Consider the following 21,918-nt stretch of genomic DNA (forward strand, 5'->3'; position numbering starts at 1 on the left):
TTAGAGGCTGCGAGCCACTTGGACCTTCTCGAACACTTCGATCTTGTCGCCGACCTTGACGTCGTTGTAGCTCTTGACGCCAATACCGCACTCCATGCCAGCACGTACTTCGGAAGCGTCATCCTTGAAGCGGCGCAGAGACTCCAGCTCGCCTTCGAAGATAACGATATCTTCACGCAGTACACGGATTGGACGATTACGGAAGACAACGCCTTCGAGCACCATGCAACCAGCGATCGCACCGAACTTCGGCGAACGGAACACATCACGCACTTCGGCGATGCCGAGGATGTTTTCACGAACGTCGCTGCCAAGCATACCGGTAAGGGCTTTCTTGACGTCTTCGATGATGTCGTAGATCACGTTGTAATAACGCATATCCAGACCTTCCTGCTCGACGATCTTGCGAGCGCCAGCATCGGCACGCACGTTGAAGCCAAACAGAACCGCGTTGGAAGCCAGCGCCAGGTTAGCGTCGCTTTCGGTGATACCACCGACACCGCCGCCGACTACGCGCACTTGCACTTCGTCGTTGCCCAAGCCATTCAAAGCGCCATTCAACGCTTCGAGCGATCCACGGACGTCCGATTTGAGGACGATATTGAGCGTCTTCTTCTCTTCCTGGCCCATGTTCTCGAAGATGTTTTCAAGCTTGCCGGCATGCGCACGAGCCAATTTGACTTCGCGGAACTTGCCTTGACGGAACATAGCAACTTCACGGGCTTTCTTCTCGTCCGCAACTACGCTCATCTCGTCGCCAGCATCCGGCGTACCGTCCAGGCCGAGAATCTCGACAGGGATGGATGGACCGGCTTCCTTGATCGGCTTGCCGTTTTCGTCGAGCATGGCGCGAACACGGCCGTAGTTCGAACCGACAAGGACCATGTCGCCCTGACGCAGCGTACCGTCTTGAACCAGCACTGTGGCAACCGGGCCACGACCTTTATCAAGGCGCGACTCGACCACGACACCACGACCTGGGGCCGAAGGTGTAGCCGTCAATTCAAGAACTTCTGCCTGCAACAGAACTGCTTCCAGCAACGCGTCGACACCGGTACCCATTTTCGCAGAGACCGAAACGAACGGCGTATCACCGCCCCACTCTTCGGACGTCACGCCGTGAACCGAAAGCTCACTACGGATACGATCGAGGTCAGCGCCAGGCTTGTCGATCTTGTTCACAGCAACTACCAACGGAACACCGGCAGCCTTGGCATGTTGAACAGCCTCGATGGTCTGCGGCATCACGCCGTCGTCAGCAGCAACGACAAGGATCACGATGTCAGTCGCTTTGGCACCACGAGCACGCATAGCGGTAAACGCGGCGTGACCTGGGGTGTCGAGGAACGTCACCATGCCCCGCTCGGTTTCTACGTGGTACGCGCCGATGTGCTGAGTGATACCGCCGGCTTCGCCAGCAGCAACCTTGGCACGACGGATGTAGTCGAGCAGCGAGGTTTTACCGTGGTCAACGTGACCCATGACGGTAACAACCGGAGCACGCGAGAACGCCTCGCCTTCAAACTTCAGCGACTCAGCCAGGGAATCTTCCAGAGCGGTGTCGCTGACCAGGGTCACTTTGTGGCCCAGCTCTTCGGCGACCAGCTGGGCAGTTTCCTGATCCAGTACCTGGTTGATAGTGGCTGGCGTGCCCAGCTTGAACATGAACTTGATGATTTCAGCAGCCTTGACCGACATCTGCTGGGCAAGATCGCCAACAGTGATGGTCTCGCCGATCTTCACTTCGCGCACAACAGGGCCGGTTGGGCTCTGAAAACCGTGAGCGTTGCGTTTCTTCAGCTTGGCCTTGCCGCGACCACCACGACGGAAGCCATCGCTTTCTTCGTCAGTAGTACGTGGCGCAACACGTGGAGCAGGCGCCTTTTCTTTAACAGATGCCCGATGCGGAGCGTTTTTGCGCTCGCCATCACCACCACCGCCGCGACGACTGTTGTCATCGGCACGAGGCTTGTCAGGACGACGCTGCTCTTCGCGCTTGCGCACGTCGAGAGTGGGCGTCGGCGCTGCGACTGGCGTTTCCCGCACAGGCGCGGGAGCAACGGCCGGAGTCGGCTCAGGCGCAGGAGCGGCAACAGTGCCATTAGCATCAGAAGAGGGTTGAGCACCAGCAGGCTGGCGACGAGCTTCTTCCTCGGCACGCGCACGTGCTTCTTCTTCAGCCTTCTGGCGTGCGGCGTTATCTACTGCACGACGCTCATCCAGTTCACGCTTGCGCTCGGCTTCGATTTCTTCCGGGCTGCGCTGTACGAAGACTTTCTTTTTACGAACTTCAACACTGATGCTCTTGCTGCCAGCAACACGCAGTGTGCTTGTGGTTTTACGCTGCAACGTAATCTTGCGCGGTTCTTCCACCTTAGCCTTGTGACCGCTCTTCAAATGAGTCAAAAGGGCTTGTTTCTCAATATCAGTCACATCTTGCTCGGCGGCGGTGTGCGGCAGACCTGCCTCACGCATCTGCTGCAACAGGCGCTCTACCGGTGTTTTGACCTCATCGGCCAGTTGTTTCACCGTGACTTGCGTCATGCACTTCTCTCCTCAGGCCGCGCCTAATTACTCGAACCAGTGGGCTCGGGCGGCCATGATCAACTTGCCGGCACGATCATCGTCAATGCCGTCGATGTCGAGCAGGTCGTCAATAGACTGCTCGGCCAGGTCTTCGCGGGTAACTACGCCGCGCACCGCCAGTTCCATCGCCAAATCCTTGTCCATACCCTCAAGTGAGAGCAGGTCTTCGGCGGGATGGGCGTCTGCCAGCTTTTCCTCAGTAGCGATGGCTTTGGTCAACAAACGATCCTTGGCCCGAGCGCGAAGCTCGTTGACGGTATCCTCGTCAAAGCCGTCGATGTTGAGCATCTCCTCCACCGGTACGTAGGCAATCTCTTCCAGGCTGGTGAAACCTTCGTCAACCAGCACCTGAGCCAGATCTTCATCGACTTCCAGCTCGTCGATGAAGTTGCGCAAGATGTCACCGGTTTCTGCCTGTTGCTTAGCCTGGATGTCCGATTCGGTCATCACGTTCAATGTCCAGCCAGTCAGTTGACTGGCCAGCCGCACGTTCTGACCACCACGACCAATCGCCTGGGCCAGGTTGTCTGCGCCTACAGCGATGTCCATGGCATGGGCATCTTCATCAACAATGATCGCCGCTACTTCAGCAGGCGACATTGCGTTAATCACAAACTGCGCCGGGTTGTCGTCCCACAGCACGATGTCCACACGCTCTCCGCCCAACTCGCCGGAAACTGCTTGAACACGCGAACCGCGCATGCCGATGCAGGCGCCTTGCGGGTCAATGCGTTTATCCTTGGAGCGAACTGCAATCTTTGCGCGCGAGCCTGGATCACGGGAGGCAGCCATCACCTCGATCAGACCTTCGGCAATTTCAGGAACTTCAATCCGGAAAAGCTCGATCAGCATCTCTGGCGCAGTACGCGACAGAATCAACTGAGGCCCGCGGTTTTCTGTGCGGATTTCCTTCAACAGCGCACGCACGCGGACGCCGACACGGAAGTTTTCCCGCGAAATGATGTCTTCACGCGCAAGCAGTGCTTCTGCATTGTTACCCAAGTCGACGATGACATTGTCACGTGTAACTTTTTTAACAGTGCCGGAAATAATTTCGCCCAGACGCTCACGGTAAGCATCCACAACTTGAGCTCGCTCGGCTTCGCGAACTTTCTGCACGATGACCTGCTTGGCGGTCTGCGCAGCGATGCGGCCGAACTCAATGGAATCAATCTTTTCTTCTATCACGTCGCCAACGTTAGAGCCGGGGTGCGTCTGAGCAACTTTGCTCGGCCACGTTTCAATAGCCGGGTCGTCGAGATCGTCTTCTTCAACGACGGTCCAGCGACGGAAAGTCTCATATGCACCTGTGTGGCGATTAATCTCCACACGCAGGTCTACTTCGTCTTCAAAGCGCTTCTTGGTGGCCGTAGCCAGAGCTATTTCAAGAGCTTCAAAAATCACATCGGCCGGTACGCCTTTTTCATTGGATACCGATTCAACAACCAGCAGTACTTCTTTGCTCATCGTACGCCTCGCCTTTCGCAAGCCATTGGATCCGCGGGATCCGCAGTATCTGGCACGTCTCAGTCAAACGTGGGAATAATGTTGGCTTTGTCGATCTGATCGATCGGCAACAAGAACTCGTGATCATCCATCTGGACCACGACATCCTGCTCCTCCACCCCGCGGAGAAGGCCTTGAAAGTTGCGTCGACCTTCAAAGGGCGAACGCAGCTTTATCTTCACTTGTTCCCCGGCAAACAAAGCAAACTGCTCGATTGTGAACAGTGGGCGTTCCATGCCTGGAGACGAAACCTCTAGCGTGTATTCGGAGCTGATAGGATCTTCTACGTCCAGAACACCGCTGATCTGACGGCTGACGATCGCGCAATCGTCCACCAACACGCCGCCTTCTTTATCGATATAAACGCGCAACATCGAGTGACGCCCTTGGGATGAATACTCGATACCCCAGCATTCATAGCCTAGGGCCACGACCACCGGGGCCAACAAGTCCTGCAACTGTTCTAGCTTGCTCGACACCTGAACCCCCTCGTGCATGCTGCAAATAAAAAATGGGCAGAAGCCCAATCATGAAAAACGCCGGCCTGAGGCAGCGTAATAAAGTGTCCAGCTAACAAAAAGCCCCTGAAAAGGGGCTCCGCTAAAACTGGTTGCGGGGGCTGGATTTGAACCAACGACCTTCGGGTTATGAGCCCGACGAGCTACCAGACTGCTCCACCCCGCGACAAAGCTGGGGCGGAAGTATACGACCGATCCCTTGAAGAATCAATCCAACATCCACCTACAAGAAAGCCCGCTACTGCGGGCTAACTTGTTAATTGGTACCGAGAAGGGGACTCGAACCCCTACACCCTATGGGCACAACCACCTCAAGGTTGCGTGTCTACCAATTCCACCACCTCGGCATTACAACTCTTTTTGCAGCCAAAACATCGACCGCGAATTCTGTCTTACTTCTGCTGCGGCGCTTGAGGTACGTCGGCAGGTACTACTGCGGATTTCTGCTGCCCTTCCAATACAGGCACATCATCCGCAGCAGGCTTTTGCTTGACTTCCAACACTGCTGGATCCGGCAAACCTACTTGAGTCAGCTGTTGAGCTTTCTCTTTAGCAAAGTAACCTAAACCCAAGCTGGTTATGAAGAAACAGGCGGCAAGTATAGCAGTAAATTTACTGAGAAAGGTAGAGGAACCTTGTCCACCGAACACAGTATTTGATGCGCCAGCCCCAAACGACGCACCAGCGTCTGCACCTTTGCCCTGCTGCAGCAATACAAGAGCGACAACGCCCAGAGCGCCCAGCAGATGAAAAACGACTACGACTGTTTCCAGCATTTTTTCAGTTTCCCGCGGCGCGAATAATCGCCCCGAACTCATCTGCATTCAGGGAGGCACCACCAATGAGCCCCCCATCGATATCCGGCATGCCGAACAGTTCAGCCGCATTGGCCGCCTTCACGCTGCCGCCATAAAGAAGCCGCACGCCTTGTGCGACTTCAGCATTCTCTTTTGCAAGTTGCGCACGAATTTCAGCGTGCACATCCTGGGCTTGCTGCGGTGAAGCAGTCAGCCCGGTACCAATAGCCCAGACCGGCTCATAAGCGATAACCGCATTGACAAAAGCATCAATGCCCAGCTCTTCGATGATGCTGTCGAGCTGCCGCCCGACAACTTCGAGCGTTTTGCCCGCCTCGCGCTCTTCAAGGGTCTCACCAACACAAAGTATCGGAGTAAGACCACTCGCTTGAGCAGCCGCAAACTTGTGATTAAGCACCGAATTAGTTTCGCCCATAATCTGGCGACGCTCCGAGTGCCCAACAAGTACAAACTTGCAACCCATATCAACAACCTGACCTGGCGACACTTCGCCAGTCAAAGCACCCTGCCCCGTCTCATGCGCAGCATTTTGCGCACCGACGACAATAGAAGTGCCTTCAAGGCATTCGGCCACAAGACCAATGTGCAGGGATGTCGGAAAAACCGCTACATCAACACTGCCTGGGAGGGCAAGATTCACAAGACCCTCAATCAGCTCAGCGACGCTGGCGCGGGTACCGTGCATCTTCCAGTTACCAGCTACCATAGGGCGACGCATGCTGTACCTCGTCGGTCAAAGTGGGCGCAGATGTTACCCAACAGATTGAACACTGGCAAGCCGAATTCAGGCACAAACTTCCGTAACCAGTTTGGCCAGCTCATCCGCGTAACCCCGAACCTGCTGTTCGTCCTCTCCCTCGACCATCACGCGCACAAGTGGCTCAGTGCCCGACTTGCGCAACAAAACTCGGCCACGCCCCGCCATTGCTGTGGTCACTCTGTCGCAAGCTTCCATGACTGCTGGGTGCGTTACCGGGTCGACGTCGCCGCCACCGAAGCGCACATTGACCAGAACTTGAGGGCATTTACGTAAAGCCTGCCTTGATTGCGCGAGGCTTTCACCGCTGCGGCGCAGCGCAAGTAGCACCTGCAACGCTGCGATAATTGCATCACCTGTCGTCGTGTGCTGGAAACAAACGATGTGCCCTGAGTTTTCGCCCCCCACTTGCCAGTCACGCTCAAGCAGTTCGGCAATCACGTAGCGGTCGCCAACATTGGCGCGCACAAATGGAATGTTCAACTCTCCGAGAGCCAACTCCAGCCCAAGATTGCTCATAAGTGTTCCAACAACGCCACCCTGTAGCCGGCCACGCTGTTGCAAATCACGGGCGATAATGAACAAAAGCTCATCTCCATCAACGATGGCACCCGTGTGGTCGACCATTAGCACGCGGTCCCCGTCTCCATCGAAGCCAATACCCATATCGGCTTTTTCGGCCACCACAGCAGCCTGAAGCGCGCCCATATGGGTGGAGCCACAGTCATCATTGATATTCAAACCGTTCGGCGAAGCCGACAGCACGGTGACTTGAGCGCCCAGCTCGCGAAACACGTTCGGTGCCACCTTATAGGTAGCACCATGCGCGCAGTCGATGACTAATTTTAGACCAGCAAAGTCAGTACTGGTGGGTACGCTGCTCTTACAAAACTCGATGTAACGACCAGCCGCGTCGTTGACTCGTGAAACCTTCCCCAGCATTTCCGACTCGGCAACAGTCATTGGGGCGTCAAGCAACTCCTCGATCATCATCTCGATCTCGTCCGGCAATTTGGTACCTTGCCCAGAGAAAAACTTAATGCCGTTGTCATGATGAGGATTGTGCGACGCACTGATGACGATACCCGCTTCGGCATGGAACGTTCGGGTCAGGTAAGCGATCGCAGGCGTAGGCATTGGCCCCAGTAACATGACATCCGCCCCCGCCGCCGAGAGTCCAGCCTCAAGTGCCGACTCGAACATGTAGCCGGAAATCCGTGTGTCTTTGCCAACCAGAATTCGGCAAGCGCCCATCTTGCGAAATGCCATGCCAGCAGCCCAGCCCAGCTTGAGCATGAAGTCCGGAGTGATCGGGAACTGCCCCACACGACCGCGTATGCCGTCGGTTCCGAAATATTTCTTGGTTGTCATAAAAGCTCCATCATTCTTATTTTGCCGATTCAACAGCGGCAATCATGCGCACAACGTCGACCGTTTCAGGCACATCGTGCACACGCAGGATTCGTGCGCCTTGGATCATCGCCATAGCAGCTAGCGCCAAGCCGCCGTAAAGACGCTCGTTAACAGGCCGATCCAGCACCTTGCCAATCATACTTTTGCGCGACACGCCCACCAGCAAGGGACGCCCCAGCTTGTGGAGGATATGCATGTGCTTGAACAGGCTGAGATTATGATCGACCGTTTTGGCAAAGCCAAAGCCCGGATCAAGGATAATCCGATCTCGATCAATGCCGGCAGCCATGCATTCATCCATTCGGTCCGACAAGAACACGCCGACCTCTGTCAGGAGGTCTTCGTAGTGTGGATCGAGCTGCATATCAGTAGGTTCGCCGAGCATATGCATCAGGCAAACGGGCAGCCCAGTGGATGCAGCAGCCTCCAAAGCACCTTCACGCCGCAGTGAGCGGACATCGTTGATCAGCCCAGCACCTAAGCGCGCAGCCTCCAGCATGACCGCAGGTGTGGAGGTATCCACTGAAATGATCACATCGAGCTCTCGATGGATCGCCTCGACGATCGAGGCGACACGCTGCAATTCACCATCCGAAGAAACGGGAACTGCGCCAGGGCGGGTTGACTCGCCGCCTACGTCTATCAAGGTTGCGCCCGCGGCAATCATCGACTCCGCATGACGCAATGCGGCATCCCGCTGCGCGAAGCGGCCGCCATCAGAAAACGAATCGGGGGTGACATTCAAGATGCCCATGACGTGCGTCCGGGCCAAATCAAGAACCCGGTTGCCGCAAGGCAACCGGGTTGGGTACAGCGCAGAAGTCATATCAAACCTTAAAGATCGGCAGCAGGGCCGCCGATCGGAGTTTCAGGTCGCGGCCCGACAGGAGCCGTCGGAGTGCCAGAGTTGCCTGAACCGCCTTCCCAGTCACGCGGCTCACGCGGTGCGCGGCCAGCCATGATGTCGTCAATCTGCTCGGCATCGATGGTTTCATACTTCATTAACGCGTCCGCCATTGCATCCAGCTTGTCGCGATTATCAGTGAGTATCTGCTTGGCAGTGCCGTAGCACTGATCAATTATGCTGCGCACTTCGGAGTCGATCAAACGAGCAGTGTCGGCCGACAGACTGGCTGCCTGCCCCCCACCACCGCGCCCAAGATATCCACCATCTTCGTCCTCTGAGTACATCAACGGACCAAGCTTTTCCGAAAGCCCCCACTTGGTCACCATGTTCCGCGCGATCTGGCTGGCGCGCATGATGTCGTTGGAAGCACCCGTCGTAACGCCGTCGAAGCCCAACGTCATCTCTTCAGCAATACGACCACCGTATAGTGAGCAGATCTGACTAATAAGCGCTCGCTTGGATAGGCTGTAACGATCTTCTTCGGGCAAGAACATGGTCACACCCAAAGCTCGACCGCGCGGAATGATCGAAACCTTGTAAACCGGGTCGTGCTCGGGCACCACTCGGCCGACGATGGCGTGACCTGCTTCGTGATAAGCCGTGTTCTGCTTTTCTTTCTCTGACATGACCATCGATTTGCGCTCAGCGCCCATCATGATTTTGTCTTTGGCCAGCTCGAACTCTTTCATTTCGACGATGCGTTTGCCGGTGCGGGCTGCGAACAAGGAAGCCTCGTTCACCAGATTCGCCAGATCGGCACCCGAGAATCCGGGTGTACCCCGCGCAATGACAGCAGGTGCGACATCGTCACCCATTGGCACTTTGCGCATATGCACTTTAAGGATCTGCTCACGACCACGAATGTCTGGCAGACCTACGACTACTTGACGGTCAAAGCGGCCCGGACGCAACAGCGCAGGGTCGAGGACATCAGGTCGGTTGGTTGCGGCAATCACAATGATGCCGTCATTCATCTCGAAGCCGTCCATCTCAACCAGCAACTGATTGAGAGTCTGCTCACGCTCGTCATGACCGCCGCCCATGCCGGCGCCGCGATGACGCCCTACCGCATCGATTTCGTCGATGAAGATGATGCAGGGTGCGTGTTTCTTCGCCTGTTCGAACATGTCACGGACACGGCTCGCGCCGACGCCTACAAACATTTCAACGAAGTCAGAACCGGAGATCGTGAAGAACGGAACCTTGGCTTCACCGGCAATGGCTTTTGCAAGCAACGTCTTACCTGTCCCAGGCGGGCCCACCATCAGCACGCCGCGCGGGATGCGACCGCCGAGACGCTGAAACTTGCCCGGATCCCGAAGAAATTCGACAAGCTCGCCCACCTCTTCCTTAGCTTCGTCACAGCCCGCTACGTCGGCCAGGGTCGTCTTAACCTGGTCCTCAGACAGCAAGCGAGCCTTGCTCTTACCGAAGCTCATCGGTCCGCCCTTGCCTCCCGCACCACCTTGCATCTGGCGCATGAAGAACATGAAGACCGCGATAATCACGAGAATAGGAAAGCTGGCGACCAACAACTGGGTCCAGATGCTTTGCTGCTCTGGCTGCTTGCCTTCAATGACCACGTTGTTATCGACCAGATCGCCTATCAGGCCATTGTCCTGAATCGCAGGACGGATGGTCTTGAAGGTGTCGCCGTCACTTCGTTTGCCTGTGATGACGTAACCATCAACAGCGACTTTCTCAACCTTTCCATCCTTGACCTGCTGGATGAAATCGGAATAGTTGAGGGTCTGCGGCTCGTTCGGGCTTGAAAAGTTGTTCATCACCGTCACGAGAACAGCGGCGATGATCAACCACAGGATCAGATTCTTTGCCATATCGTTCAATTAGCTACCCTCTGAAGCAAACCCCAGGCTGGGGGGTGCCTCGCATGATATTCACCGGCCTAACTTACTACAGATCCTACAGGCGCGGCAGGCGGCGTCTGTAACCCTTTGTGAAACTTTGACTGCAAGATCTTGCGAATGCTCCACCAATAAAGCCATTCAAAAAAAGCTATGGCCCCACATCAAAGTCTTTCGACGCTCGCAGACCCTTCGATACCTCGAAATCCGCGTCCCAGCAGATATTGCTCGCGGGAACGATCACGCGAAGACAAAGGTTTACGCATCTGCACCTTGTCAAACAGCTTGCGGATGTCCTTGTGATAGACGTCAAAGCCTTCGCCCTGGAAAACCTTGATCAGGAAGTCACCACCAGGCCTTAAGACCCGCCCAGCCAGATCAAGTGCCAGTTCGCACAGAAACATAGCGCGCGGCATGTCGACAGCGCTTAGTCCACTCATATTGGGGGCCATATCGGAAATCACAAGGTCTACCTGCGTATTACCGACAGCTTCAAGGATTTGAGCAAGTACGGCGTCCTCCGTGAAATCCCCTTGAATGAAGGTCACATCAGGGATGCTGTCCATCTCAAGGATGTCAGAGGCGATCAATCTACCCTGCCCACCAATCAGACGACTGGTCACCTGGGACCAGCCACCCGGCGCTGCACCGAGATCGATCACGGTCATGCCTGGACGGATAATTTTGTCTTTTTCCTGAATCTCGAGCAGCTTGTAGCTGGCGCGCGAACGGTAGCCGTCTTTCTGCGCCATTTTGACGTACTTGTCGTCGAAATGCTCTTTGAGCCAGTTATGGCTTGTCTTGGAACGGGCCACGTAGCACCTCAAAATTGGACGAGTCGCGATTAACTGGGCGGTCCCGGACTCGCTCGGGTAAACTGGCCGCCGCTTTTTACAAGATCAGACGCAGAGGTCAGATTATGCCGCTCACACAAGAGCAGAAGAAACAATACAAATCCATTGGCCACCATCTGAAACCGGTGTTGACTGTGGCTGACAATGGTCTGACTGAAGGTGTGTTAGCCGAACTGGAGCGCGCACTGAGCGATCACGAGCTGATCAAGATCAAGCTCAATATCCTTGATCGCGAGAGCCGCCTGGCATCCATTGCACAACTGTGCAAGGCGGGCCATGCAGATCTGGTGCAGGTCATCGGCAAAATGGCGCTGATTTATCGCAAAAACGCCAAGGTAAACAAGCAGCTGTCGAACATACATCGTTTCGCCTGACAGCAATTATCGCGACATCGGGTAGCCATTCTCCCTTTCCAGGAAGAATGGCTACACGAGATAGCACCCGCGCAATGCGGGCGCATGCATCAGACGTGGCGCACTTCTACAATTTCATACTCGATGACACCGCTCGGGGTTTTCACCGCGACAACATCACCTTCTTCCTTTGCAATCAGCGCGCGCGCAATCGGTGAGCCTACCGATATCTTGCCAAGCTTTATGTCGGCCTCATCCTCGCCCACGATTTGATAGGTCACGCGGTCGTCGGTCTCGACGTTGGCGATTTCTACAGTCGTGCCGAAGATGACCTTGCCGGTATGCGGGATCGCACTGACATCAATCACCTGCGCGTTCTGCATACGGCCTTCAATGTCACGGATGCGCGCCTCGACCATACCCTGCTGCTCGCGAGCAGCGTGGTACTCAGCGTTCTCTTTCAAGTCACCCAACTCGCGGGCGGTACCAATGTCCTGGCTAAGCTTTGGACGAATGACCTTGGTGAGGTGAGCGTGTTCCTCTTCCAGGGCTTTGGCGCCCTGAAGAGTCATCGGGTATTTGATCATGCCTTCAATCCTGCATGTAGATCCTGCAAGCGACGCACGGTTTTTTCAGGACCGAACTTCAGCGCTTCACAGATTGCCTCGCCCGCAGCGATGGTAGTCGTGCAATAAATCTTGTGCTGCAAGGCGTTACGACGGATGGAGTAGGAATCGGCGATTGATTGCCGACCTTCTGTGGTGTTGATGATCAGAGTGACTTCGTCGTTCTTGATCATATCGACAACGTGCGGGCGTCCTTCCGTCACTTTGTTCACGCGGCGAACCTTCAGGCCCGCTGCTTCGATCAATCGCGCGGTTCCAGCAGTGGCGACGATTTCAAAGCCCAGGCTGATCAGGTCGCGAGCAACGCCTTCGACCAGCGGCTTGTCGTCATCGCGCACGCTGATGAATGCAGTACCGCCGGTGGGAAGCAACTCGCTGGCACCCATCTGAGCCTTGGCAAACGCTTCACCGAAGGTATCGCCCACACCCATGACTTCACCGGTGGACTTCATTTCCGGACCCAGAATCGGGTCGACACCGGGGAACTTCGCAAACGGGAAGACAGCTTCCTTCACGCTGTAGAAATTCGGGATGATTTCTTTGGTGAAACCGATTTCTTTAAGCGTTTTACCGGCCATCACGCGCGCGGCGATCATCGCCAGGGAAACACCGATGCACTTCGAAACGAACGGCACGGTACGCGAGGCACGCGGGTTGACTTCGATGACGTAGATGTCTTCACCCTGAAGCGCCAACTGCACGTTCATCAGGCCGACAACGCCCAGTTCGAGGGCCATTTTCTTGACCTGCTCACGCATTTCGTCCTGGATGTGCGCAGGCAGCGAGTACGGAGGCAGGGAGCACGCGGAGTCACCGGAGTGAACGCCCGCCTGCTCAATGTGCTGCATGATCGCGCCGATCACCACGTCAGTGCCGTCGCAGACAGCATCCACGTCCATTTCGATTGCACAGTTGAGGAAGTGATCCAGCAGCACCGGGCTGTCGTTGGAGACTTGAACGGCTTCACGCAGGTAGCGCTTGAGCTCTTCTTCTTCGTACACGATTTCCATCGCACGACCGCCCAAAACGTAGGACGGACGCACCACCAACGGATAGCCGATCTTGGCAGCAGCACGGATCGCTTCGTCTTCGCTGCGCACAGTGGCGTTAGGTGGCTGGCGAAGATTGAGGCGCTCAACCATTTGCTGGAAGCGCTCGCGGTCTTCGGCACGGTCGATTGCATCAGGGCTGGTGCCGATGATTGGCACACCAGCGGCTTCAAGCGCACGAGCCAGTTTCAGCGGGGTTTGCCCGCCGTACTGAACGATCACGCCTTTTGGCTTCTCGACGCGAACGATTTCCAGCACGTCCTCAAGAGTCACTGGCTCAAAATACAAACGGTCAGAGGTGTCGTAGTCGGTCGATACGGTTTCCGGGTTACAGTTGACCATGATGGTCTCGTAACCGTCCTGACGCAGCGCCAGGGCGGCGTGTACGCAGCAATAGTCGAACTCGATGCCTTGGCCGATACGGTTCGGACCGCCGCCCAGAATCATGATCTTGTCACGAGTCGTCGGATTGGCTTCGCACTCTTCTTCGTACGTGGAATACATGTAGGCAGTGTCCGTTGCGAACTCGGCCGCGCAGGTATCGACGCGCTTGTAGACCGGGAACACTTCGAGCTTGTGGCGATGGGTGCGCAGGTTCTTCTCGGTGACGCCCAGCAGCTTGGCCAGACGAGAATCGGAGAAGCCTTTGCGCTTGAGGCGATACATCAGATCGCGATCAATACTCGACAGGCCTAACGTCTTGACCTTCTCCTCGTCCTTGATCAGATCTTCGATCTGCACCAGGAACCAGGGATCGATCATGTTCATGCTGAAAATCTGTTCAACCGTCATGCCAGCACGGAAAGCATCAGCGACATACCAGATGCGCTCGGCGCCTGGCACGGTCAGCTCGCGCTTGAGGACGCTCATGCTCTCCGGGTTGCTCAGGTCCAGCTTCGCATCCAGACCGCTGACCCCGACTTCCAGCCCACGAAGGGCTTTCTGCAGGGATTCCTGGAAAGTGCGGCCGATAGCCATGACTTCGCCGACCGACTTCATTTGCGTCGTCAGGCGAGCGTCGGCTTTGGCAAACTTTTCGAATGCGAAGCGCGGCAACTTGGTGACGACGTAGTCGATGGACGGCTCGAAAGAGGCCGGCGTCTTACCGCCGGTGATTTCGTTCTGCAGCTCATCAAGGGTGTAACCGATGGCCAGCTTGGCGGCGACGCGGGCGATCGGGAAACCGGTCGCTTTGGAAGCCAGTGCAGAGGAGCGCGACACCCGCGGGTTCATCTCGATGACGACCATACGGCCAGTGTCCGGGCAAATGCCGAACTGGACGTTGGATCCACCTGTCTCGACACCGATTTCACGCAGTACCGCCAGCGAGGCGTTACGCATGATCTGGTATTCCTTGTCGGTCAGCGTCTGGGCTGGCGCAACAGTGATCGAGTCGCCGGTGTGAACACCCATCGGGTCGAAGTTTTCGATAGAGCAGACAATGATGCAGTTGTCCTTTTTGTCGCGGACAACTTCCATCTCGTACTCTTTCCAACCGATCAGGGATTCGTCGATCAGCAGCTCTTTGGTCGGAGACAGGTCCAGACCGCGGGTGCAGATCTCTTCGAATTCTTCACGGTTGTAGGCGATACCGCCGCCCGTACCGCCCATGGTGAACGACGGCCGGATGATGCACGGAAACCCAAGCTTCTCCAGGACGGCATACGACTCTTCCATGGTGTGTGCGATACCCGAGCGCGGGCAATCGAGACCAATGGATTTCATAGCTTTGTCGAAGCGCGAACGGTCTTCCGCTTTATCGATGGTGTCGGCAGTAGCGCCGATCATTTCCACGCCGAACTTCTCCAGAACGCCTTCGCGCTCCAGATCCAGTGCGCAGTTCAGAGCGGTCTGACCCCCCATGGTTGGGAGCAATGCATCCGGACGCTCTTTTTCGATGATCTTGGCGACGGTCTGCCATTTGATCGGTTCGATGTAGGTCGCATCCGCCATGTCCGGGTCGGTCATTATGGTGGCTGGGTTGGAGTTGACCAGAATGACGCGGTAACCCTCCTCGCGCAGGGCTTTGCAGGCCTGGGCGCCGGAGTAGTCAAATTCACAGGCCTGGCCGATCACGATGGGGCCGGCGCCGAGAATCAGGATACTTTTAATGTCTGTACGTTTTGGCATGGGTTGTCACTCAAATCCTATGTCAGTCGGCGAGCCGTCTTGAACATTCTCTGCGGTGGCTGGGCCTGTTGCCGGACCTCAATGATCCGGCGTGCGCAGCCATTCGCTCGCTAGGGTCGAAACACCGCTTAGCGGCGCTTGGCCATGGCTGTGATAAAGCGATCAAACAGCGGCGCAACATCGGTCGGACCCGGGCTTGCTTCAGGGTGGCCCTGGAAGCTGAAGGCGTCCTTGTCGGTGCGTTCGATGCCCTGCAGGCTGCCGTCAAACAGCGATTTGTGAATCGCGCGGACATTGGCTGGGAGTGTCGCTTCGTCGACCGCAAATCCATGGTTCTGGCTGGTGATCATGACAACGCCTGTGTCCAGATCCTGGACCGGGTGGTTAGCACCATGATGACCCAGCTCCATTTTGATGGTCCGCGCGCCCGACGCCAGAGCAAGCAACTGATGACCGAGGCAGATACCAAACACCGGAATATCGGTTTCCAGAACATCCTTTATCGCCTGGATCGCGTAATCACAGGGTTCAGGATCGCCCGGGCCGTTGGACAGGAATACGCCGTCAGGCTTGAGTGCAAGCACGTCATTGGCGGGGGTTTGCGCAGGCACTACCGTCACACGGCAACCGCGCGCAACCAGCATGCGCAGGATGTTCAGCTTGACGCCGTAGTCATAAGCGACCACGTGGTATTTCAAATCAGCAGCAGCGATTTCCGGGCTGGTGTCGGTCTTCAATTCCCAAACACTTGAACGCCACTCGTAGCGCTCCGTGGTGCTGACCTCTTTGGCAAGGTCCATGCCTTTCAGGCCAGGGAAGCCACGAGCCGCGGCGATTGCCGCTTCTTCAGAGATGTTATCGCCCGCCATGATGCAACCGTTCTGGGCACCTTTCTCACGCAAAATGCGGGTCAGGCGGCGAGTGTCGATACCCGCAATAGCAACAGTGTTGTTGGCTTTCAGGTAATCGGCCAGGGACATCTTGTTGCGCCAGTTGCTCGCAACCAGTGGCAGATCACGGATAACCAGCCCTGCAGACCAGACACGATCAGATTCAGCGTCTTCCGGTGTAGTGCCGGTGTTGCCAATGTGGGGGTAAGTCAGGGTGACGATTTGCTTGGCATAGGAAGGATCGGTAAGGATTTCCTGATAGCCCGTCATTGCGGTGTTAAACACCACCTCACCAACGGTTTGACCGTCGGCTCCAATGGCTTCGCCACGAAAAATGCTGCCATCAGCAAGGGCGAGTATGGCTGGCTTAGTCAAGAAGACCTCCCGTAATAAAGCCTGAAAGGGCGTTCGCAGGTTGTAAAAAAGCGGAATGACGTATAGACACGTCACCCCGCTTTTTTCATAGAATTCTCTGCGCGCTTTTAGTGGACACACTAAAGCTGTAGCTTACAGAAAGAGACAATTTTTATCCACCGCTAAAACGCCTTGGAGGCAGGGGAATGCGACAGAACATCGCGTAGCGGGGTTGGGACAGCGGGCAGGATACAGGTAAAACACCTGACCTGCCCGCAATACTGGATGTGTCGACATCGAGTTCAACGAAGTTCCAGCACATCCTGCATGTCGTACAGGCCTGGCTGCTTTCCATCGAGCCATAACGCTGCGCGAACTGCGCCTTTGGCGAAGGTCATGCGACTGGACGCCTTGTGCGTGATCTCCACTCTTTCGCCCTCAGCGGCAAACAACACAGTGTGATCGCCGACAATATCCCCCGCCCGCACCGTCGCAAAACCAATGGTTTTGCGATCACGGGCGCCGGTCTGACCTTCGCGACCGTAGACGGCCACCTCACTCAGATCGCGACCAAGCGCTTGGGCAATTACTTCACCCATACGCACCGCAGTCCCCGAAGGCGCATCGACTTTATGGCGGTGATGCGCCTCCATGATCTCGATGTCGACATCATCACCCAACACCCGTGAAGCTGTGTCGAGTAGCTTCAGACACAGGTTAACGCCAACACTGAAGTTGGCAGCGAATACGATCGGGATTTCCTTTCCCGCATCAACAAGACGCTGCTTCTCTTCGACGCTGAAACCAGTCGTTCCGATGACCATGGCTTTGCCGGCCTTGCGGCAGAAAGCCAGGTTTTTCAGTGTCACGGAAGGATGGGTAAAGTCGATAAGCACATCGAATTCGTCAGCTACCTTCGCCAAATCACCCGACAGGGGCACGCCGATGCGGCCCAGCGCAGCCAGCTCACCAGCATCAGCACCGACAAGCGAGCTGTCCGGGCGATGAATAGCGGCGGTGAGACCGGCGCCCTGCGTAGCCTGAATCGCTTCGATCAGGGTTTTACCCATGCGCCCGGCGGCACCCATCACAGCAATACGTCGCATGCCCTGCTCCTTAGAGATCGCCGAAGAAGCGCTTCACGCCTTCGAACCAGCCATTGGCTTTGGGCGAATGAGAGCTGTCACCGTCCAACGATGCCCTAAGCTCTTCCAGCAACTCGCGCTGGCGACGCCCCAGATTCACCGGCGTCTCGATAGCTACGCGGCACATCAAATCACCTGCACCGCCGCCACGAACCGGCGCAACACCCTTGCCCTTCAAACGGAACTGCTTGCCGGTCTGAGTGCCTTCCGGAATCTTCAACTTGACGCGACCATCGAGGGTCGGCACTTCCAGCTCTCCACCGAGCGCTGCGTCGGTAAAGCTGATCGGCACTTCGCAGTACAGGTGCTTGCCGTCGCGCTGGAAGATCGCGTGCTCGCGCACATTGATTACGACGTACAAGTCGCCCGTAGGTCCACCCTGAACACCGGCCTCGCCTTCGCCCGACAAGCGAATACGATCTCCGGTATCAACACCTGGCGGCACCTTGACCGAGAGAGTTTTGTATTCTTCTACGCGACCTTCGCCGTGACACGAATCGCACGGGTCGGAAATGATTTTGCCGTTGCCATGACAGCGAGGGCAGGTCTGCTGCACGGAGAAAAACCCCTGCTGCATGCGAACCTGACCGATACCACCACAGGTCGGACAAGTAACCGGCGCCGAGCCTTTCTTCGCGCCCGAACCATCACAAGGTTTGCAATTGACCAGCGTCGGGACACGGATATTGACCGTAGTGCCGCGCACGGCCTCTTCGAGGTTGAGCTCCAGGGTGTAGCGCAAGTCACTGCCGCGCTGAGCACCGCCACGACCACCGCCGCCGCGACCGCCGCCGAAGAAGTCACTGAAGACATCGCCGAAGATGTCAGAGAAGTTCTGACCGCCAGCCCCTGCACCGCCGCCCATGCTCTGATCAACGCCGGCGTGACCGTACTGGTCGTACGCCGCACGCTTGCTGGCATCGGAGAGAATTTCGTAAGCCTCATTGGCTTCTTTAAAGGAGTCTTCAGACGCCTTGTCACCTGGATTGCGGTCCGGATGAAATTTCATTGCGAGACGACGATAAGCCTTTTTCAGGTCCGCCTCGCTGGAGCCACGCTCCACCCCCAATACTTCGTAATAGTCGCGCTTTGCCATATGTTTTCTGCACTCTTGAGGACGTCCGACAAAACCCTCCTGAGTTTGCCGAACTCGTTGGACCCCATTCAGGCCCGGACCCAACTCACGTCAATTCAACGATCCTGGTCTTCGTTCATCAGCCGTTCTATCGACCGAGAAAAGCGGCAAAACAAGCCGGAGCGCAGGAGCGTCCGGCTTTGCCACGAGGCTCGCGGACAGCGTCCACAAGCCTGAAAATTCGTCTGTACCAGACACGCCAACGCGGGAGCAAGCTCCCGCGCGGCGACATCCTACCAGCGACCACCCGAAAGCGGTCAACTGGCGTTCAAGTGAGCCTGCGCTTACTTGTGGTCTTTTACTTCTTCGAATTCAGCGTCGACAACGTCATCGGCTGGCTTCTTTTCTTCCTGTGCGGCTTGAGCGCCACCTTCAGGCTTTTCAGCTTGCTCGGCGTACATTTTCTGAGCAACAGGAGCGGAAAGCTTCGATAGCTCTTCGACTTTCGCGTCGATGGCAGCCTTGTCGTCGCCTTTGACAGCGGCTTCAAGAGCAACAAGCGCAGCTTCGATAGCGGTCTTCTCTTCGGCAGTCACTTTGTCCCCAGCGTCAGCGATCATCTTGCGCGTCGAGTGGACCAGTGCATCACCCTGATTACGGGCAGACGCCAGCTCTTCGAACTTGCGATCTTCTTCGGAGTTGGCTTCAGCGTCGCGGATCATTTGCTGAATTTCTTCGTCCGACAGACCGGAGTTCGCCTTGATCACGATCGACTGGGTTTTGCCGGTAGCCTTGTCTTTCGCGCCGACGTGCAGGATACCGTTGGCGTCGATGTCGAAGGTCACTTCGATCTGAGGCACGCCGCGTGGCGCTGGCGGAATCTCAGCCAGGTCAAACTTGCCCAACGACTTGTTCGAAGTGGCTTGCTTACGCTCACCCTGCAGAACGTGAATGGTCACTGCGCCCTGGTTGTCATCAGCGGTCGAGAACACTTGGGATTTCTTGGTAGGAATCGTGGTGTTTTTCTCGATCAACGCAGTCATCACGCCGCCCATGGTTTCGATACCGAGGGTCAGCGGGCTGACGTCCAGCAGCAGAACGTCTTTCACGTCGCCAGCCAGAACAGCGCCTTGAATCGCAGCACCCATGGCAACAGCTTCGTCCGGGTTGACGTCCTTACGCGCTTCTTTACCGAAGAACTCGGTCACTTTCTGTTGAACCAGCGGCATGCGGGTCTGACCGCCGACCAGGATCACGTCGTTGATTGCGCTGATGTCGATACCGGAGTCTTTCAAGGCGATGCGGCAAGGCTCGATGGTGCGCTGAACCAGGTCTTCAACCAGCGCTTCAAGCTTGGCGCGGGAAATTTTCACGTTCAAGTGCTTCGGACCGGTCGCGTCTGCAGTGATGTACGGCAGGTTGACGTCGGTAGAGTTGCTGGAAGACAGCTCAATCTTGGCTTTTTCTGCGCCTTCTTTCAGGCGCTGCATGGCCAGCGGGTCACCCTTGAGGTTCATGCCGCTTTCTTTCTTGAATTCGTCAACGAGGTAGTCGATCAGACGAATATCGAAGTCTTCACCGCCCAGGAACGTGTCACCGTTGGTGGCCAATACTTCGAACTGGTGCTCGCCATCGACTTCAGCGATTTCGATAACCGAAACGTCGAAAGTACCGCCGCCCAGGTCATAAACGATGACGGTGTGGTCGCCTTTCGCTTTGTCCATACCGTAAGCCAGTGCGGCTGCGGTGGGTTCGTTGATGATGCGCTTGACGTCCAGACCCGCGATACGGCCGGCATCTTTGGTGGCTTGACGCTGACTGTCGTTGAAGTAGGCCGGAACGGTAATGACCGCTTCAGTCACTGTCTCGCCCAAGTAGTCTTCGGCGGTTTTCTTCATCTTCTTCAGGATTTCAGCAGAAATCTGAGGAGGGGACATTTTCTTGCCATTGACTTCAACCCACGCATCGCCATTGTCAGCCTTGGCGATTTTGTAAGGGACCATCTGAATGTCTTTCTGTACGACGTCTTCTTCAAACTTACGACCGATCAGACGCTTCACCGCATACAGGGTGTTGTGCGGATTGGTGACAGCCTGACGCTTGGCCGACTGACCGACCAGGATTTCGCCGTCATTGGCGTAAGCGATGATCGACGGCGTGGTACGAGCGCCTTCGGCGTTCTCGATGACCTTGGCTTTGCCGTTTTCAAGAATAGAGACGCAGGAGTTCGTGGTCCCCAGGTCGATACCGATAATCTTGCCCATCTTTGACTCTCCCGAAACTTTAATTAGGTTGCCGCAACTGCGTTTACAAATTGCGGTAATTCTTTAACGCATGGCCTATAAATGGGGGCCACTCAGCTGATTTCAAGCCTGCTCGTCAATTGACGGCGCTACAGGCGATGGAGCCTTGCTTACCACGACCATTGCCGGGCGCAGCAGACGACCATTGAGCTGATATCCCTTTTGAAACACCTTCAACACGCTGTTCGGTTCAACGTCAGCGCTTTCCTGCATAGCCATCGCCTGATGATGCTCGGCGTTGAACGGCTGGCCATGCGGATCAATGGCTTCGAGCTGATAACGCTTGAGCGTATCTGCGAACATCTTGAGCGTAAGCTCGATGCCTTCACGCATCGGGCGGATGCTTTCGTCATCCGGGTTGGACAAGTCCAGACCGCGCTCGAGACTGTCGACAATCGGCAGCAGATCACTGGCGAATTTCTCCAGCGCAAATTTGTGAGCCTTTTCCACATCCTGTTCTGCGCGACGGCGGACGTTCTGCAGATCTGCGGCAACACGCAGCGAATGATCCTGCGCAGTCGCCAATTGCTCTTCCAGCACCTGCACGCGAGTCACCAACTCTTCTGCAGAGTGTGCAGCCTCAGCCGCTTGATCCTGAGTCTGCGTATCCGAGTTCTGTTCGTCAGCCATAGTTCTCTCCTTCTAATAACGTCCGTGAGCTCAACTCACGCTTCTGTCGGCTATATGGGGCCGTAATTTTTCGCTTCAAGGGTTTCCAGGGAAAGGTTGGCGCGAATGTCCCTACAAATTTTCTGACATGACTTTTTGC

At 56.2% G+C, this 21,918-nt stretch carries 17 protein-coding genes and 2 tRNA genes; 1 reads left to right on the forward strand and 18 read right to left on the reverse strand.

The annotated features are described in order from the left end of the window. The 11 genes from infB to rlmE form a co-directional block, all read right to left on the reverse strand. On the reverse strand, positions 1-2,544 hold the full coding sequence (infB, locus tag OYW20_RS21930; RefSeq protein WP_268797998.1) for a translation initiation factor IF-2: 2,544 nt from the start codon (positions 2,542-2,544) through the stop codon (positions 1-3). 27 nt (positions 2,545-2,571) lie between these two features. Beyond that, complete coding sequence (gene nusA / locus OYW20_RS21935; RefSeq protein ID WP_268797999.1) at positions 2,572-4,053, reverse strand: transcription termination factor NusA; 1,482 nt, start codon at positions 4,051-4,053, stop codon at positions 2,572-2,574. Between the two features lie 59 nt (positions 4,054-4,112). Beyond that, entirely contained in the window at positions 4,113-4,571 is a 459-nt protein-coding gene (gene rimP / locus OYW20_RS21940; RefSeq protein WP_268798000.1) for a ribosome maturation factor RimP, read from the reverse strand. A gap of 128 nt (positions 4,572-4,699) precedes the next feature. Next, positions 4,700-4,776: transfer RNA gene (locus tag OYW20_RS21945), tRNA-Met, on the reverse strand. A 95-nt stretch (positions 4,777-4,871) separates the two neighbouring features. Next, positions 4,872-4,957, reverse strand: a tRNA-Leu gene (locus OYW20_RS21950). Between the two features lie 45 nt (positions 4,958-5,002). Then, entirely contained in the window at positions 5,003-5,386 is a 384-nt protein-coding gene (gene secG, locus OYW20_RS21955) for a preprotein translocase subunit SecG (RefSeq protein ID WP_268798001.1), read from the reverse strand. Between the two features lie 4 nt (positions 5,387-5,390). After that, entirely contained in the window at positions 5,391-6,146 is a 756-nt protein-coding gene (gene tpiA, locus OYW20_RS21960; protein WP_268798002.1) for a triose-phosphate isomerase, read from the reverse strand. A 66-nt stretch (positions 6,147-6,212) separates the two neighbouring features. Then, positions 6,213-7,556, reverse strand: a complete 1,344-nt coding sequence (glmM, locus tag OYW20_RS21965; protein ID WP_268798003.1) for a phosphoglucosamine mutase — start codon at positions 7,554-7,556, stop codon at positions 6,213-6,215. Between the two features lie 16 nt (positions 7,557-7,572). Next, the gene (gene folP, locus OYW20_RS21970; protein ID WP_268798004.1) at positions 7,573-8,424 is read right to left on the reverse strand and encodes a dihydropteroate synthase; all 852 of its coding nucleotides are present in this window, start codon (positions 8,422-8,424) and stop codon (positions 7,573-7,575) included. Between the two features lie 8 nt (positions 8,425-8,432). After that, complete coding sequence (ftsH, locus tag OYW20_RS21975) at positions 8,433-10,343, reverse strand: ATP-dependent zinc metalloprotease FtsH (protein ID WP_268798005.1); 1,911 nt, start codon at positions 10,341-10,343, stop codon at positions 8,433-8,435. Positions 10,344-10,534: 191 nt separating this feature from the next. After that, a complete protein-coding gene (gene rlmE / locus OYW20_RS21980; RefSeq protein WP_268798006.1) occupies positions 10,535-11,185 on the reverse strand; it encodes a 23S rRNA (uridine(2552)-2'-O)-methyltransferase RlmE in 651 nt (216 codons plus the stop codon). Positions 11,186-11,289: 104 nt separating this feature from the next. Here rlmE and OYW20_RS21985 point away from each other — a divergent pair, with 104 nt between their 5' ends. After that, positions 11,290-11,598 (forward strand): YhbY family RNA-binding protein, encoded by a 309-nt coding sequence (locus OYW20_RS21985; RefSeq protein ID WP_268798007.1) that lies wholly within the window; start codon positions 11,290-11,292, stop codon positions 11,596-11,598. Positions 11,599-11,687: 89 nt separating this feature from the next. Here OYW20_RS21985 and greA read toward each other — a convergent pair whose 3' ends face one another. The 7 genes from greA to grpE all read right to left on the reverse strand — a co-directional run bounded on the left by greA (position 11,688) and on the right by grpE (position 21,779). Further along, positions 11,688-12,164: a transcription elongation factor GreA gene (greA, locus tag OYW20_RS21990; RefSeq protein WP_268798008.1), complete on the reverse strand. Its 477-nt coding sequence runs from the start codon at positions 12,162-12,164 to the stop codon at positions 11,688-11,690. After that, positions 12,161-15,382, reverse strand: coding sequence for a carbamoyl-phosphate synthase large subunit (gene carB, locus OYW20_RS21995; RefSeq protein WP_268798009.1), 3,222 nt, complete (start codon positions 15,380-15,382; stop codon positions 12,161-12,163). Before carB ends, greA begins: the two co-directional genes overlap by 4 nt. Positions 15,383-15,510: 128 nt before the next feature. Then, the gene (gene carA, locus OYW20_RS22000; RefSeq protein WP_268798010.1) at positions 15,511-16,647 is read right to left on the reverse strand and encodes a glutamine-hydrolyzing carbamoyl-phosphate synthase small subunit; all 1,137 of its coding nucleotides are present in this window, start codon (positions 16,645-16,647) and stop codon (positions 15,511-15,513) included. Positions 16,648-16,928: 281 nt separating this feature from the next. Further along, a complete protein-coding gene (gene dapB, locus OYW20_RS22005; RefSeq protein WP_268798011.1) occupies positions 16,929-17,732 on the reverse strand; it encodes a 4-hydroxy-tetrahydrodipicolinate reductase in 804 nt (267 codons plus the stop codon). Positions 17,733-17,742: 10 nt separating this feature from the next. Then, positions 17,743-18,867: a molecular chaperone DnaJ gene (dnaJ, locus tag OYW20_RS22010; protein WP_268798012.1), complete on the reverse strand. Its 1,125-nt coding sequence runs from the start codon at positions 18,865-18,867 to the stop codon at positions 17,743-17,745. Positions 18,868-19,190: 323 nt separating this feature from the next. Further along, entirely contained in the window at positions 19,191-21,110 is a 1,920-nt protein-coding gene (gene dnaK, locus OYW20_RS22015) for a molecular chaperone DnaK (protein WP_268798013.1), read from the reverse strand. 102 nt (positions 21,111-21,212) lie between these two features. Beyond that, a complete protein-coding gene (gene grpE, locus OYW20_RS22020) occupies positions 21,213-21,779 on the reverse strand; it encodes a nucleotide exchange factor GrpE (protein WP_268798014.1) in 567 nt (188 codons plus the stop codon). Positions 21,780-21,918: the final 139 nt, after the last annotated feature.

The sequence above is a fragment of the Pseudomonas sp. BSw22131 genome, from assembly GCF_026810445.1.
GTDB lineage: Bacteria > Pseudomonadota > Gammaproteobacteria > Pseudomonadales > Pseudomonadaceae > Aquipseudomonas > Aquipseudomonas huanghezhanensis.